Below are 14419 nucleotides of genomic sequence, written 5' to 3'. Positions count from 1 at the left end.
CTTTTTATTTTTCAAAATCGTAGAGATTGATTCCTGTTTCTTCATTTTTCAGCTTTACAACTCTGGTGTTGAGCGGATAAAAAATAAATTCTGCGGCTCCCTGAATCTTCGCTTCCAGGAGATGACCTGCCAAAGCGGTATAATCTTGTTTTCCTAATGTAATATGCAGATGAAGGGTAAGCTTTTCTTCAATTTCAGAGACATTACCGGAAATATTGGTTACTTCCATCTGTTCTTTGAAGGTTCTATCAACATAATTTTTTGTTGCAGGATTAAAAAAACGAAGTGTAGCCTCGCTTACAGCTCCTATTTCCGTCACTTCTCCGGCCCTGATATTCTGATTCTTACAAAGTCTGTTAAGGTTTTAACAATATTTGCGTGATTGTCAAGACTTACAATATAAACATTATCAACCTTTCTCGCTGACCATTGGTTTCCTTTACTATTTTGACCTTCCATAATAACCGTTTTGAATAATTTTTTATTTGTTTTTAAAATGTAAAGCCCGCAATACTTAGGCTCTGATCTGTGAAAAGAAAATTTTTCAAAAATATAACTTGTCATCATTTTCAATACAATAATTGTGCTTTATCAACAAAACATAATCTGCAAACCTTGAAATTTCAATTGTAAAAGCCTTAAAACTGATAAAAAATGCTGAAATTTGCAGCAAATAAAAAATCAATGAAGATCGTAGACCTTGAGCAATGGAACAGAAGGGAGCATTTTGAATTTTTCTCTCGTATGGCAAGCCCTTATTTTGGCTTTACAACGGAAGTAGACTGTACCAAAGCGTATGAAACTGCTAAAGAAAAAGGACATTCTTTCTTTGCCTATTATTATCATAAGTCTATGGTTGCCGTCAATACGGTTGATGAGCTAAAACTCAGAATTGTAGACGGGCAGGTTGTTCAGTTTGATACCGTACATGCAGGAAGCACCATTGGAAGACCGGATGGGACTTTCGGTTTCTCTTTTACTCATTTTTCAGAAGATTTTAAAGCATTCAATGTGGAACTTCAGAAAGAAATAAAAGGCGTGCATGAATCTTCAGGGCTCAGACTTAGCAATGAGAGATTAGGAAAAGATCATGTAAGGCATACTACCATTCCATGGAATTCTTTCAGCGCAATTGTACATCCCACAGATTTTAATACAACGGAATCAGTCCCAAAAATTGCTTTTGGGAGATTCAGTATCCGTGACGGCAAAAAGTTTCTTCCTGTTTCTATTGAAGCTCATCATGGCCTGGCAGACGGAATTCACATTGCGAAATATCTAGAGGAGTTTCAGAGGCAGCTGTATCTGTAGAGTATAATTAAGGATTTAAACCCTGTTTTCTAAGGCTTTTAATAATAAATTTTCCTCTTCTCAATCTTCACGATTTTCTCTTTCTCCATCTGTTTGATAGTGCGGATCACGGTTTCTACACAGAGGCCTGTAAGAGAAGCAAGCTGCTGGCGGGTAAGTGGGATCTGGAAAGAGTAGGGAGCCTTGTCTTCATGGTAACTTTTCAGATAATCCATCAGCAGTTTCAGCTTTGAAACGGGATTTTGAAAGGAAAGGTTATAAAACATGATATATTTATAATACATCCTTTCTGCAAGACATTGGTAAATATTCAGTGAGATTTCCGGATTATCTCTGATCAGATCCAAAAAGTTCTGCTTCGGCATTCTGAAGATAACGGAATCTTCCATTGCCATCGCATTCATGGGATAAGGCCGGTCTACGAAAAGGAGAGATTCGCCGAAGCTATGCCCGTCTGAGAATATATTCTGAATAAACTCTTTCCCGTCCTCAGTGTAATTATTGAGCTTTATTTTTCCGGTTTTAATCTGATAATAATATAACGGAAATTCTTCTTCACGAAAAATGATATCTCCTGCTTTATAATTTTTCGTCTCCGCTCCAAATGAAATTAATAAATGTTCAATGATCATAATTGTGATTTATTATAGTAAATTTTCAAAAAATCTCTTTAAACACGAATTTTTTCAATAGTTGAATAATTATAATTAAGATCTATAAAGTAACAAAAAAAATATCTTTTGTCATCGATATGTGGTACCATTTACATACCCTATTTTTAAAATATAATCATATCACCAAATCCCGAAGTATTGATTAAGATCATAAAAACTAATCATGGGAAGCCCTTACATTTACCTTCCGTTTAAAAACAGAGATAAACATTTGAAAAGTGGTTGATAAAAGCGGTTATCATATTTTGCTGAAAAACATAACGTGGTACCTATGTGGTATACAGTTTTCATAAAATTTTAATCATTTTTTCTTTCTTTGCTCTGTGTAAAAACGTAACAATATTCACGTATGAATATTTTAACATAATCATTCAATAAATACAAGGTATATAGTGTGTATTGTTGATAAATATTGAAAAATAATAATATAATTTTGAATACATAGGAATTATTCATTATCTGTTAAAATATCAAAACGGTTTGATATGAGAAAAAGAATTTGTACTGATGCACAAAGACGTCGCATCTGAAATGAGTAGATGAGAAAGTATTATGAAAAATAAAAAAACTGAACCCAACTTAGAGGATTTGAATCAGAAGATTCTTGTACAAGACGAAATCATAGCACTTGCCAAAGCAAATTCTCCTCGTTTGCTGAATAAATTCAGATTGGTGCATCCTGATTTTTTCGACAAGTTATCTGCTATACAGCCTGGTCTTAAAAATTCTGAACTGATCTTTTGCATTTACCTTAAGCTCAATATGACCACTAAGGAAATAGCAACCTGTATCTTTGTCACGCCAAAAGCGATACAAAACCGGAAAAACCGAATCAGAAAAAAGCTTAATATCCCCTCTGAATTTGATATCTATAAATGGTTTAATGAAATTTAAACCATTTTTTCTTAGATTTTAAAATTCAAGTACCGCTCTATCCAGATCATGATAAAGGAGAATTTTCCAATGGTTTTCCTTTGCCTCTTTCTCCCACTGAAGCCTTAGTTCCATAGCTTTTCTGCCATCATAATCACTTTTATAAGCTAAATGGTATTTCAGATATGAAGCCTGCGGAAGATCATCTGCCCCATAGAAAACGGTTTCCTCATTTTCCTTAATCCAGAAAACCTGCATGAAAGGAGTATGGCCACCAACCACTTCATATGAAATTTCACTGGTGATCTCACCTTTGTCATCATTCATCCAGATGATATCAGGCAGTTGAATCAGCTTTTCCAGAATATCAAAATCAAAAGAAGGATTACCTCTGTTTTCCATGGCAAAATCAAGCTCACGTTTTTGAATATAGATTTCAGCATTTGGGAATACTGCTTCAAAACCATTATCAGTAAGGACTACTGCACCTTCTATATGATCTTTGTGAAGGTGGGATAAGAGCAGTTTAGTAATCTGCCCGGGATGAATAGTATGTTCATCAAGCAATGTTAAAACCACAGGAATTCCGGCGTCATTTTTCCATCCGATACCTGCATCCAGAAGGATATAATCGTTTTCCGTAATGATGAGAAACGGCTGTACAGACATTTTAATACCCTGAACCGTATCAGAATTTTCTGCTGTTAAAAGAGTGAAATCTTTGGTTTTACTGGCCGAGAAATTGCCTTCTTTGAGTGGAATGATTTTCATAGAGCAAATTTCTTCATTATTTTCAAAAATTCAAAAGGTTTTCATCAATCTGAACCATCAACAAAAACAATCTTACCGATAAATTTTACCAGTTGCTCAGTCCGTTTTCCAAAGCTTTTCTGTAGTGATGATCATCAAAAGAATAAAGATCCGGAGCTTTATGCGCTCCACCACGCCTTTGCTCTTCCAGTTTTTTTAAGATCCCCAGGTTTTTGATTTTCCTGTAAAAGTTACCACGGTTAAGGGGCTTACCCAATATGGCTTCATAAAGCTTCTGTAACTCTGGAAGGGTAAATTTCTCAGGGAGCAGATTGTATCCTATAGGCTTATGGGAAATCTTTTCTCTTAAAGTCAGTAATGCTTTTTCTATAATCTCCCGATGATCCATAGCGAGGTTGATCTCAGGTAGCTGTTTCAGGTATATCCATTCACAGGTTTCACTTATTTCGTCAGCAACGGGCCTAAGCTGTGATGAATTGTACAGGGCATAGTAGCCTACAGAAATAAACCTTTGTTTCTGAAAAAGACTGTCATCGAAATCTTCGAAATAAAATTCACTTCTGTTTTTCTTCCCAAAGACGCCAAATTCTTCCAGAAAAATATCGGTGACTCCTGTTCTGGACTCAAGGATCCGGAGTACAGCATCATCCAAATCTTCTTCTTTTTTTACATACCCTCCGGGAAGCATCCATTGTTTTCTGTAATTCATCCTGGCCAGCAAAACTTTAAGTTCATTCTGATCAAAGCCGAAAATAACAGGATCTGCTGAAATGTGAGGAAGATAAATTTCTTTTGCTTCCACAGACCTTCTGAGAATCTGTTGTTTAGAATCTTTTTCATTCATAATAATAAGTGTGTATCACAAATGTAAAGAAAACTGATCAAAACTTTAAGGAATACTTCATTAAAGGCATTTTTGAGAAAATTATTTATAAAAACAATGTGTTTGATTGATAATTTAACTTAAGTAAACATGAAATTTCAGCTTTATTCTTTGGGTTTCCGGGTAATTTGTTGTATTAAAATAACTACCTTTGAACTCTTAAAAAGCAGCCTGTTTCTGATCGGCATTATAGATTAAAGATATCGTTTGATCATCTGAAATAGCTTTTTATTCATAAATTTATTTGTAGCATGCAGGAGACTTCTTCCAACAGTATTTCCCGGACAGTGATATGGCTGATGGCCATTATTTCCGGATTAGTGGTAGCCAACAATTATTATAACCAGCCTTTACTGGCTCTTATATCTGAAGAGCTTCAGGTTTCTGAAAGTGCAGCCAGCAGAATTTCTGTACTTACTCAGATTGGTTATGCCCTGGGATTATTACTCATTGTACCGCTTGGTGACAAGTTTTTCCGGAAAAAATTAATCCTGATTGATCTTTTTCTCGTTTTCGGGTCTTTGCTTTGGATGACTTTTGCTACAGAACTATGGATGCTGTATGCAGCCAGTCTGCTGATTGGTGCCACATCTGTCATTCCGCAGCTGTTCGTTCCCATTGCCGCAGAGCTTTCTTCAGATAAAGAAAAATCAGCCAATATCGGGCTTGTAATGTCCGGTCTGCTATTGGGAATTTTGCTTTCCCGTTTTATAGGGGGAATAGTAGGAGAAGTCTGGGGATGGAGAGCTATGTTTGGCATTGCAGCCGGATTAATGATTCTGGTATGGCTGGCAGTTTATAAAATGCTCCCTGAATTGCACCCCAACTTTAAAGGTACTTACAAAGAACTTATGCGTTCTGTAGCTCATCTTGCAAGAACACAGCCTATACTTCAGCTGGCTTCATTCCGTGGGGCAATGGCCTTCGGATCAATGTGTGCATTGTTTACCACTTTAGTTTTCCATATGGAAAAACCGCCTTTCAATGCCGGATCTTCAGTAGTAGGCAGTTTCGGGCTGGCAGGAGCTGTAGGTGCTTTGGCTGCGGCAAAAGTTGGAAAACTCCAGAAGTATATGGATATTAACAGAATCATTTTGTATTCTTTGCTTATCGTCATAGGCAGCTGGGGATTCACTTATTTTGCAGGTGAAACCTATTGGGGACTGATTGTAGGAGTTATTCTCGTGGACCTGGGAGTACAGTCCAGTCACATTATGAATCAGACCAATTATTTCCTGATTAAATCAAATGCGGTTAACCGGCTGAATACGGTGTATATGGTTTCCTATTTTATCGGCGGATCCCTGGGAACATGGCTGGCTTCTATTGCCTGGCAGCAAGCACAGTGGGGTGGCGTATGTTTTGTAGGGACTTTATTTGGTGTTCTGGCATTGATTGCCCATATCCTTTTTTGCAGAAAAGTTAATCTATCTTAAAGCTTCAATATAGCAGTAATCTGTTTTTGACCTTAGACTGAAAATTCAAAACATTATTTTTACTTTCCAACCATTGCTTTTAGTTCTGGTCAGGCTTCCTACGTTTCTGTATTTTTCATATTTCATAAAAAAATTACCCTATTTACGGGTACAAATCATTAGTTTTTTTGATCCATTATTCAATAGATTAAAAAAGTTGTAAATTGAGAGAAAAAGCTGAAAGGCAATTGTCGTTTTATGTTTTTAACAAATTGTAAACATGTAGATTATATCCGTTTTTAAATCTACAATCGTAGAATTACTACAAAAATTAAAAATTCAATATAAATATTTTGTCGGTACAATTGTTCTCTATAAATTTGATACATCACAATCACTAACCAATAAGTATTAATATTTAAAATTTACGAATTATGAAAACAAATCCGAAAGCAACATAAACAGAACTTCTCTGAGGAATACAATCTTCCGACAGGCGTAAATCATGATCAAAATCTGCTGTAAACCGATACATTTAAATAATAAATGATCGTGAAAACTTCCTTTTAAAGAGATTTAACCTCACTGTTCATCCTTTTTCAATAAAAAACATACCAGAACGGAGAAAATGTATATATCCTGTTCTGTTTATGTATTTAGAGAGGAACAAATACTCTGTACTTTACTTGTTTTAATTGTCTTTATATCCATTCAAGCAATTGCAGCAAAGGGAATTTTCATTTCACAGGAAATGCAAATTTTAACCGGAATCTATTATAAGATTAAAAAAGTCAATTCATAAGTACTAAAAGAAAGGTTATGTTTAAGGATAATAAACCTGCAAAACCGCAAGCTCCCAAGATTCCGGATACAGAGAATCTTAAGGACACCGGTGTTTCAAAAACAATCAATAAAGCCGATCAGAAAATTAATCAGGCTAAGAGCTATGCAGAAACGGCTCAGAACTCTTCAATGATGTTCATGAACCAAAGCATGCAGCGAAATACCCCGATGACGACGGATGGTAAGCTATGGTCTAATCAGCCAACTTCAAAAATTCATAATGCTTCCTCCATTCCTACCAGTCAGATTCTGGGGATCAACAGAGTTGTAAAACTCGAAATAGTAGTAGAAGGAAAACTCATCCCGCATTTTAAACATTTCAGTCTTACCCAGAGTACCCTAAAACATCATAGTTTTAGCCTTATACTGGCTTATGATACATTGGGAAATGCAGAAAATCATAATCTTGAAGAAGCGCAAAACTTTTTGGGAAAAAGGATTACGGTAGTTTTTAAATATAAAGATGTAGAAGACAGTCCTGAAAGAAATTTTGTAGGGGTAATTACAGAAGTAGGATTCAGCCAGGAGAAAGGCAGCCTTGGAAATATTGTGCTTACCGGCTACAGTCCTACCGTTCTTTTGGATGCAGCCCCTCATATTCAAAGTTTTGGGGGAGGGCAGGAAATAAGCCTGAACAGTATTGTTGATCAGGTCATCAGGGAAGGTTTAGGCGGAAATAAATTTGATTTTAGGGTAGATGCTCAGCATGGAAATGTTTCTTACAGTTCGCAATATGAAGAAACCCATTACAATTATCTTGCAAGAATAGCAGAAGCTTACGGAGAACAGTTTTATTATGATGGTGAGATTCTGCATTTCGGAAAGTTGCCTCCACAGGAGAAACCTGTTCAGCTCGTTTATGGCAGCAGTGTACAGGATATCAGGATCAATATGAAGGCCCAGCATGTAAATCCTACTTTTTATGGCTATAACAGCAGTAAGAATGAAAAACTGACTACAGGAGATTCCAAAATAAATCATCAGTCGGATATTGCAAAAAGGGCTTATGAAATTTCCCAGAAAACTTTTAAAACCCCTTCTTTAAGAGTGGCTCCCATTAAAGCATCCAGCTTTATGGATATTGATGCCTCACAGAAAGGTACGGCCGGAAGTAAGGCCGTGAATGTATTCATCACTTCAGGCAATACCTCCATTCCTTTTTTATATCCCGGTTGCATTGCAGATCTTGAGATGCGGAAATCTGAAACCAACCAGACCTCATATTTTACGAAACTTATGATCACAGTGGTGAGCCATGAAGTAGATGCCCGAGGATATTACACCGGAAACTTTGAAGCTATTGCAGCCGATACAGGATTTATTCCCCGCCCGGAATTTGAAACTCCAAAAGCAGAGCCTCAGTTTGGCAAAGTAATTTCGAACACCGATCCGTTGAACCAGGGAAGAGTACAGGTACAGTTTGACTGGCAAAACGGGCAAAGCACTACAGAATTTATCAGAGTAATGTCTCCTGATGCAGGAAGCAGTGATAAAGTAAGTAAAAACCGTGGTTTTATGTCTGTGCCGGAAGTCGGGGACCAGGTTGTTGTCAATTTCGTTCATCAGCATCCGGACCGTCCTTTTGTAATGGGAGGATTGTTCCATGGCAATATCGGAGCCGGCGGAGGAGCCGGAAACAACATCATGAGTTTCAGCGGAAGAAGCGGGGCCGAACTGAAATATGACAACGGTGCAGGATCTATGAATCTTCAGGATCAGGGAGGAGCTAATATGCATTTTGACGGAGCAGGCAATGCAGCTACCAACGCAGCTGTTTCCAAAACGATTAATGTAGGAAAAGGAAGTGAAAGTCTGCTGAAAATGGACAATGCAGGAAATATATCTTTAACGTGCAATACCAATATTACGCTTACAACCGGTAAAAGTTCGCTGACAATGAAATCAGACGGAACGATCCTTATCAATGGAAAAGTGATCGGTTTGGATGGTTCTGACGGAGTAGGTGTAAAAGGAGGACAAGCGATAGAGATCAATTCTCCTAAAAACCACATTGGAGGTGAAACCAAACTTGACGGCGGTGATGTATTCGTAAATTAAGGGCTATGGGAGTTGAAATTATTAATGAAAAAGATTTTTGGATATGCTCTGAAGGAGCAATGCCGACTCCTTTTCAAGGCACCAGAAAAAGTAACAAAACGAGTGATGGTAAAGTATACATCACCGTAGAAGATACCAGTACCGTCAGCTGGATTGATTTCGGCTGTAAAAAATATATGCTCTTACTGGCCATCGTTGCTGCACTGGCAGTTGTTGTAGCGGTAGCGGTAGGGGTGCTCACAGTAGCAACAGGCGGTATGGGACTTGTACTCCTGGGAGCTGTGGCCGGGCTTGTAGGAGGCGTCATCGGAGCTGTCGTAGGCGGATTGTTATGCGGGCATAAAATGGGACCTGCAAGAAAATGGATGGGAAATAAATCCGATTTTATTTCTACAGGAACAAAAACCATTACAGGTGCCCATCAGATGGAATGCAAGGCAGGAGGACTCATCCAGTTTGCTCCTAACATTAAAAGCTGGCTGGACGCTTTTGGCTTTGCTGCCGTCAGCTACAGTGCCAAGCTCACAGAATGTTTCCTGACCGGAGCACTTATCGGAACAGGCGGACAATTGATCGGAGTAGGATCCATAACAGGTTCTGCGACAGCTACCACCAGTACTCTCGCTGGAAGACTGGGACTTGGAAGAGGTCTTTCTGTTTTAGGCAGGGTAACTTCTTCCGGAGGTACATTGGGGACAGGACTCAATTTTTCCCGAGCAGCGATGGCACTGGCAAGGCCTACAGGAATGAGTATTTTACGTAATTTAGGAGCATCCATTGGAATAGGAGGCGGAAGCATAGGTGCTGTTCTACTCGGCGGAAGGGTAACTCATGGAGGGGAAGCAGCCTGGCGTGACTATGCATTAGGTCAGGAAGATCCCACAGCATTAGCCAACAGCGCTGCAAAAGGAGCATTACCGGAATACGAGTTCGGAAACCGTATTGCAGAACAGGGAATAAGCGGACTCCGTTTTTCAGATGCTATGTTTCTGTTTTATGGACTGAATTTTAAAGCTCTTCCCAAAGGTATGGCCATGAGCCCAAGCGGAAAACCTTATTATACCAGGAACAATCCATGGGGAATAAAACCCGGAACTCCGGTCCCTAATGAAGCTAATCCGTTCTTTAAACCTCCTTCCGGCAGGGCTTACGATGATGGACGACCAAGTTTCAGAAATGAAGCAAGACTCAATGAGCAGATTTATAATAACGCAAAAGGGCCGAATGGAAAAGTGTATGACCCTGTTCCGAATGGTAAAGAAATAGTCTGGCGACCAGGTGAACCATTAAGAGGAAACTGGTACAAAGGCCATAAACCCGGATATGAATACAGGCATCTTGTGAGAGCATTAAGAGAAGGAAGAATTACGGAACAGGAGTTCCTTGATTATTATAATGATCCACAATATTACAGACCGGAAACACCTGAGACCAGCAGTTCCCATTCCCATGAATCTGATGTTTCGCTATATCCTTTTGACCAATAAAAATTTTATAAAATATGAATATTCATCAAGCAGCCATAAAAGAAAACTCAGCGGAATTAAAAAAAATATTGGAAGAACATCCAGAAAGCGTCAACGAACCGGAAAAAGGAATGTTGCATACTGCACTAATGTTTGCCGTTAAGATGGAGCGTATAGAATCTGTACAGCTTCTGTTGGATCACGGCGCAGATCCTAATCTGCAAAACGTTGAAGGCAGAACAGCTTTACATCTGCTTCCCGAGCATCAGCCCATTGCATGGACCAGTGTCAGCAATAAAATAAAGATAGCAGAATTACTGCTTGAGAATGGAGCAGATCTCACCATTACAGATCGTTTCGGAGGACAGCCGTTATGGTATGCTGTTTTTTATGTTAAAACTCCGGAAGATCTCAACCTGGTCAAGATCTATCTGAAATATGGCGCAGATCCTGACTACAAAAACAACGGACAAAGTTCTTTAGATTTTGCCAAACAAATAGATTACCAACCTTTAATAGAAACGCTGGAAACCTAATAACCTGATTTATATTTTAAAATAAATGATTAAACAAAATATGGAGCTAAGAAAAATATTACACAGTGAATCAAAAAGTCATAATGAACCTCCTCTTACTTATGATGAAGCTGTAGAATTATTCAATAAACTGGACTGGACTGATGAAAACACTTTTTACAATCAGGACTTTGGGGATTCTTATTTGCAGCTAAAAGCGATGAGAAATGACGAAGTTTTTGACAATAAAGACATCAAAGTAGAAATACTGGTTGATGAAAATATTATCAAATTTGCCGTCACTAAAGTAAACAGACAGGAAGCGCTGGATCTGATAAAATATTATTTTGAGCACAGTGAAATTGGGGATATCACATCCTATACTACAGAATTTATTTAAGATCATAAACCTATGCTGCACCATAAAATCATCATTAGTCAACCATTCAATGAGCAATATGAGCTGGTGATCGAAACGAATTCCAAACTGATTGACAATCATATGACCTCAAGAACGATCATGAGGTATGATTTTACCGTCATCAGATGTAATGAGAACGAAATAGAGTGCCGTCTCATCTTACTGGATCTTTTTCTGGATCAGTCTAATAATGATCTGGTAAAAGAAATAGCACAGGTTACGGCTGCCTTCAACAGAATGTTTAATGAGCTTCATCTGAAATTATCGCAGAAAGGAGAAATCCTGCAGGTTCTGAATATGGATCTTGTACTATCAAAATGGCAACAGACAAAAACAGAAATGACAGCAGCACTTTCCAATAATGATGAACTGAGAAAACTGATTGCCGTCAATGACTCACTGTTTACCAACAAAGAAAAACTGGCACAGACTATCCAGAACAGCGAATTTCTGCATATGTACTTCGGGCAGGTATTCAATATTGAACTGCCTAAAACCAAAAGGTTAACAGGCGCCAACATCCTGAATACCGCCAATCTGGAATGGGATATGAACATCAGTGAACAAAACGGGAATAATCCAAATGACATTCATATTCTTGTCAATACTTATCCGGTACGCCCACTTTCTGAAGGGTATCTGAATGCTGCTTACGGCCAGTTCAAAGACAGAATAGACCTGGATCTGCTCAATTTTACAATGTTTCAGAAAGAAGAACGGTATATCGACAGAAATACAGGAAAACTGAAACAATCCATAGTGGAAAAAGTAGAGGAAATAGGTCATGAACAGGTCTATCAAAAGTTTTCCTATCAAATGATCAGCGATACTGAAAAGAAAATACAGCAGAAGACACCTGTGATTTCCTGAGATAAAGTCTACCCCCAAATATACACGCAATGAAACCAATAATTTCTAAAGATCATACAGAGGAAATCCGGGAAAAAAGATGGAGCAGGTCTTTCCGGATCGGAAATAAGGAGTTTCTTTTGGGGGCATTAAAAGAAGGAGCTGTTTTTTTTGAATATAAAACTGTAAAAGGAGAAAAAATTTATATCAAAAGACATCTTATCCGAAGACTGTTCATTGATAACAGATTAAGGCTTGTGCATCAGTCACAGCATAAAATTCTTAAAAAGCTATAAACAAAGGCTATTTAATACTTATTTTCCGTAAATTCAGGCCCAGACAGTCTGAATCTGCGGAAAAATTTTGTATACAATAGTCAACATCTGAAAGAAAGAAGAAACAGGAAATGGTCAGACAGAATTAAACTGTAATAAATTTTGTTACATTAATGAAATGTAGTAAATTTGCAGTAACAATTTGATTTAAAATAAATACAATGAAAATAGAAATCTGGTCGGATGTAATGTGTCCGTTTTGTTATATAGGAAAGAATAATTTTGAAAAGGCTTTAGAAAAACTGCCGTTTAAAGATGATGTGGAAGTAGAGTGGAAGAGCTTTCAGCTTGACCCTACATTAGACGCTGAAAAAACTCAAAACACCATTCAGTATTTCAAAGAAAAGAAAGGAGTTCCTGAATCTCAGGCAACACAAATGCTCAGTCAGGTTACCCAGATGGGGAAAGGAGCCGGAATTGATTTTAATTTTGAAAAAGCATTAATCACCAATACCTTTAGTGCTCACAAACTGCTTCATTTAGCCAAAAAACACAATAAATCCAATGAAATGGAAGAAGCTTTATTCATCGCTCATTTTATTGACGGTAAGAATGTGGCTGACCCTGAGGTTTTGGTTTCCCTAGCTGAAAATTTAGGAATTGACAAAGAAGAAGCAAGAGAGGCTGTGACTTCAGACCAATTGGATTATGAAGTAAACCAGGATATTCTGGAAGCTAGAAATAATGGAGTTTCCGGGGTTCCGTTCTTTGTTCTTAATGGTAAATATGCAGTTTCGGGGGCACAACCCGTAGAAGTATTTGAAAATGCTCTTCAGCAGACCTATAAAGAAACTGTGAGTCCTTTTAAAGATCTCTCCGGAAGCAATGGGGCTTCCTGTGATGCGGATGGATGCAGTATCTGATAAAATTTTAACCCCAAAACATATGCTTGTTTTGGGGTTTTTAGTATAATATGTTCTATTTTTGATTGTATTTAGAAACACAAGAATATTTACATTTAAAATAGAACCATATAAAATGGCCGCAACGATTCTGAAAACCGTTTCAATTCTTGCTTATTTATTCATAATTTTAATGGGAACCATGACTGCTATTCCATTGGTTATCTGGTTGCTGTTCACTGCTTTTGATTTTGGGAATTTAGATCAGATTTTTGCTGTTTTGGGAATATTCGGAATTCTTCTGAATCTGGTAAAATGGAAAAATAATGTTCCACCGGCAATTTTAAGTTTTCTTATGATGCTTTCCCCTGTGATAAGCAGAATAATACAGGTCCCCTTTGAACAGTTTAATTACTTATTATTTCAGATTCCTCTGGCAATATTCATCATTGGTTATCCTGTGTCTATCATTCTTACTGCGAAAAGACAGAAGGAGAAGACAGCATAATATTTGTTCAAACACAGAAAAACTGCCGTATCTTTGTCATTCAGTATAACACCTGAAAAAATCTACTATATCAATGATAAAAATTAATAATGAACTTCAGTATCCGGTGGCAGACACTCTTTTTGTTTTTGCATTGGATTCTGAAGCAGGAAAGGAATTTGACGGAAAAAATAAATTAATTACAGGCATCGGAAAAGTGAATGCAGCGATTGAGCTTACGAAAGAAATTCATACCAGAAAGCCTAAGCTGATCGTTAATTTAGGTTCGGCCGGAAGCAAAGGTTTTCATAAAGGAGAAGTCGTATGCTGCACAAAATTTATTCAGAGGGATATGGATGTAAGAGGGCTTGGATTTAAACTCTATGAAACACCACTATCCGGAGTTCCTCCTGTTTTGGAATATGGCCTTAAAATGGATGCCTTGAAAGAAGGGATCTGTGGAAGCGGTGACAGCTTTGAAATGAACCACTCAGAAACAGATTATAATATCGTGGATATGGAAGCGTATCCTCTTGCATTGATCGCCCAGCAGGAAAACATTCCGTTTTTATGTTTAAAATATATTTCTGACGATGCAGGAAGTGAAGCAGCAGATGACTGGAGTGTGCAGGTACACCTGGCGGCGGAAGCATTTAAAAAAATCCTTTTTTCATAA

General features: G+C 37.7%; 17 protein-coding genes. 12 read left to right on the top strand and 5 right to left on the bottom strand.

From position 1 onward, the window contains the following. Window positions 1–4: 4 nt before the first annotated feature. Entirely contained in the window at window positions 5–319 is a 315-nt protein-coding gene (locus tag ACTJJF_RS05305; RefSeq protein ID WP_440698939.1) for a PPC domain-containing DNA-binding protein, read from the bottom strand. Further along, complete coding sequence (locus ACTJJF_RS05300; protein WP_440698938.1) at window positions 316–459, bottom strand: hypothetical protein; 144 nt, start codon at window positions 457–459, stop codon at window positions 316–318. The genes ACTJJF_RS05305 and ACTJJF_RS05300 overlap by 4 nt, the downstream gene beginning before the upstream one ends. A 195-nt stretch (window positions 460–654) precedes the next feature. Between ACTJJF_RS05300 and ACTJJF_RS05295 the strand changes: the two genes are divergently transcribed. After that, window positions 655–1311, top strand: a complete 657-nt coding sequence (locus ACTJJF_RS05295) for a CatA-like O-acetyltransferase (protein ID WP_440698937.1) — start codon at window positions 655–657, stop codon at window positions 1309–1311. A gap of 38 nt (window positions 1312–1349) precedes the next feature. Here ACTJJF_RS05295 and ACTJJF_RS05290 read toward each other — a convergent pair whose 3' ends face one another. Beyond that, window positions 1350–1943, bottom strand: coding sequence for a Crp/Fnr family transcriptional regulator (locus ACTJJF_RS05290; RefSeq protein WP_440698936.1), 594 nt, complete (start codon window positions 1941–1943; stop codon window positions 1350–1352). Window positions 1944–2537: 594 nt separating this feature from the next. Between ACTJJF_RS05290 and ACTJJF_RS05285 the strand changes: the two genes are divergently transcribed. After that, on the top strand, window positions 2538–2879 hold the full coding sequence (locus ACTJJF_RS05285) for a helix-turn-helix transcriptional regulator (protein ID WP_440698935.1): 342 nt from the start codon (window positions 2538–2540) through the stop codon (window positions 2877–2879). An 18-nt stretch (window positions 2880–2897) separates the two neighbouring features. On the opposite strand, the gene ACTJJF_RS05280 is transcribed toward ACTJJF_RS05285, so the two are convergent. Beyond that, a complete protein-coding gene (locus tag ACTJJF_RS05280; RefSeq protein WP_440698934.1) occupies window positions 2898–3629 on the bottom strand; it encodes an MBL fold metallo-hydrolase in 732 nt (243 codons plus the stop codon). An 85-nt stretch (window positions 3630–3714) separates the two neighbouring features. After that, window positions 3715–4473: an NUDIX hydrolase gene (locus tag ACTJJF_RS05275; RefSeq protein WP_312305298.1), complete on the bottom strand. Its 759-nt coding sequence runs from the start codon at window positions 4471–4473 to the stop codon at window positions 3715–3717. A gap of 290 nt (window positions 4474–4763) precedes the next feature. Here ACTJJF_RS05275 and ACTJJF_RS05270 point away from each other — a divergent pair, with 290 nt between their 5' ends. From ACTJJF_RS05270 to ACTJJF_RS05225, 10 genes are all read left to right on the top strand, one after another. Beyond that, a complete protein-coding gene (locus tag ACTJJF_RS05270) occupies window positions 4764–5948 on the top strand; it encodes an MFS transporter (RefSeq protein ID WP_440698933.1) in 1185 nt (394 codons plus the stop codon). A gap of 798 nt (window positions 5949–6746) precedes the next feature. Beyond that, on the top strand, window positions 6747–8828 hold the full coding sequence (locus tag ACTJJF_RS05265) for a type VI secretion system Vgr family protein (protein ID WP_440698932.1): 2082 nt from the start codon (window positions 6747–6749) through the stop codon (window positions 8826–8828). Window positions 8829–8833: 5 nt separating this feature from the next. Next, window positions 8834–10315: an HNH/ENDO VII family nuclease gene (locus tag ACTJJF_RS05260; RefSeq protein ID WP_440698931.1), complete on the top strand. Its 1482-nt coding sequence runs from the start codon at window positions 8834–8836 to the stop codon at window positions 10313–10315. 14 nt (window positions 10316–10329) lie between these two features. Further along, window positions 10330–10830 (top strand): ankyrin repeat domain-containing protein, encoded by a 501-nt coding sequence (locus ACTJJF_RS05255; RefSeq protein WP_440698930.1) that lies wholly within the window; start codon window positions 10330–10332, stop codon window positions 10828–10830. 25 nt (window positions 10831–10855) lie between these two features. Further along, on the top strand, window positions 10856–11209 hold the full coding sequence (locus ACTJJF_RS05250; protein ID WP_440698929.1) for a hypothetical protein: 354 nt from the start codon (window positions 10856–10858) through the stop codon (window positions 11207–11209). 12 nt (window positions 11210–11221) lie between these two features. Further along, window positions 11222–12100, top strand: a complete 879-nt coding sequence (locus tag ACTJJF_RS05245; RefSeq protein WP_440698928.1) for a hypothetical protein — start codon at window positions 11222–11224, stop codon at window positions 12098–12100. Between the two features lie 29 nt (window positions 12101–12129). After that, window positions 12130–12375, top strand: coding sequence for a hypothetical protein (locus ACTJJF_RS05240; RefSeq protein WP_312305224.1), 246 nt, complete (start codon window positions 12130–12132; stop codon window positions 12373–12375). A 200-nt stretch (window positions 12376–12575) separates the two neighbouring features. Next, window positions 12576–13277, top strand: coding sequence for a DsbA family oxidoreductase (locus tag ACTJJF_RS05235; protein ID WP_312305212.1), 702 nt, complete (start codon window positions 12576–12578; stop codon window positions 13275–13277). 115 nt (window positions 13278–13392) lie between these two features. Beyond that, entirely contained in the window at window positions 13393–13764 is a 372-nt protein-coding gene (locus ACTJJF_RS05230; RefSeq protein WP_440698927.1) for a hypothetical protein, read from the top strand. Between the two features lie 73 nt (window positions 13765–13837). Further along, window positions 13838–14419, top strand: a complete 582-nt coding sequence (locus tag ACTJJF_RS05225; protein ID WP_440698926.1) for a 5'-methylthioadenosine/S-adenosylhomocysteine nucleosidase family protein — start codon at window positions 13838–13840, stop codon at window positions 14417–14419.

It is taken from the genome of Chryseobacterium sp. 22458 (assembly GCF_052044975.1).
Taxonomy (GTDB): domain Bacteria; phylum Bacteroidota; class Bacteroidia; order Flavobacteriales; family Weeksellaceae; genus Chryseobacterium.
Note: the sequence above shows the minus strand (reverse complement) of the source record. Positions and strands in the feature narration are given on the sequence as shown.

Excerpts from the sequence above, each read along its gene's own strand:
- ACTJJF_RS05300 (WP_440698938.1), bottom strand. The coding sequence starts at position 459 with ATGGAAGGTCAAAATAGTAAAGGAAACCAATGGTCAGCGAGAAAGGTT.
- ACTJJF_RS05295 (WP_440698937.1), top strand. The coding sequence starts at position 655 with ATGCTGAAATTTGCAGCAAATAAAAAATCAATGAAGATCGTAGACCTT.
- ACTJJF_RS05290 (WP_440698936.1), bottom strand. The coding sequence starts at position 1,943 with ATGATCATTGAACATTTATTAATTTCATTTGGAGCGGAGACGAAAAAT.
- ACTJJF_RS05285 (WP_440698935.1), top strand. The coding sequence starts at position 2,538 with ATGAAAAATAAAAAAACTGAACCCAACTTAGAGGATTTGAATCAGAAG.
- ACTJJF_RS05280 (WP_440698934.1), bottom strand. The coding sequence starts at position 3,629 with ATGAAAATCATTCCACTCAAAGAAGGCAATTTCTCGGCCAGTAAAACC.
- ACTJJF_RS05275 (WP_312305298.1), bottom strand. The coding sequence starts at position 4,473 with ATGAATGAAAAAGATTCTAAACAACAGATTCTCAGAAGGTCTGTGGAA.
- ACTJJF_RS05270 (WP_440698933.1), top strand. The coding sequence starts at position 4,764 with ATGCAGGAGACTTCTTCCAACAGTATTTCCCGGACAGTGATATGGCTG.
- ACTJJF_RS05265 (WP_440698932.1), top strand. The coding sequence starts at position 6,747 with ATGTTTAAGGATAATAAACCTGCAAAACCGCAAGCTCCCAAGATTCCG.
- ACTJJF_RS05260 (WP_440698931.1), top strand. The coding sequence starts at position 8,834 with ATGGGAGTTGAAATTATTAATGAAAAAGATTTTTGGATATGCTCTGAA.
- ACTJJF_RS05255 (WP_440698930.1), top strand. The coding sequence starts at position 10,330 with ATGAATATTCATCAAGCAGCCATAAAAGAAAACTCAGCGGAATTAAAA.
- ACTJJF_RS05250 (WP_440698929.1), top strand. The coding sequence starts at position 10,856 with ATGATTAAACAAAATATGGAGCTAAGAAAAATATTACACAGTGAATCA.
- ACTJJF_RS05245 (WP_440698928.1), top strand. The coding sequence starts at position 11,222 with ATGCTGCACCATAAAATCATCATTAGTCAACCATTCAATGAGCAATAT.
- ACTJJF_RS05240 (WP_312305224.1), top strand. The coding sequence starts at position 12,130 with ATGAAACCAATAATTTCTAAAGATCATACAGAGGAAATCCGGGAAAAA.
- ACTJJF_RS05235 (WP_312305212.1), top strand. The coding sequence starts at position 12,576 with ATGAAAATAGAAATCTGGTCGGATGTAATGTGTCCGTTTTGTTATATA.
- ACTJJF_RS05230 (WP_440698927.1), top strand. The coding sequence starts at position 13,393 with ATGGCCGCAACGATTCTGAAAACCGTTTCAATTCTTGCTTATTTATTC.
- ACTJJF_RS05225 (WP_440698926.1), top strand. The coding sequence starts at position 13,838 with ATGATAAAAATTAATAATGAACTTCAGTATCCGGTGGCAGACACTCTT.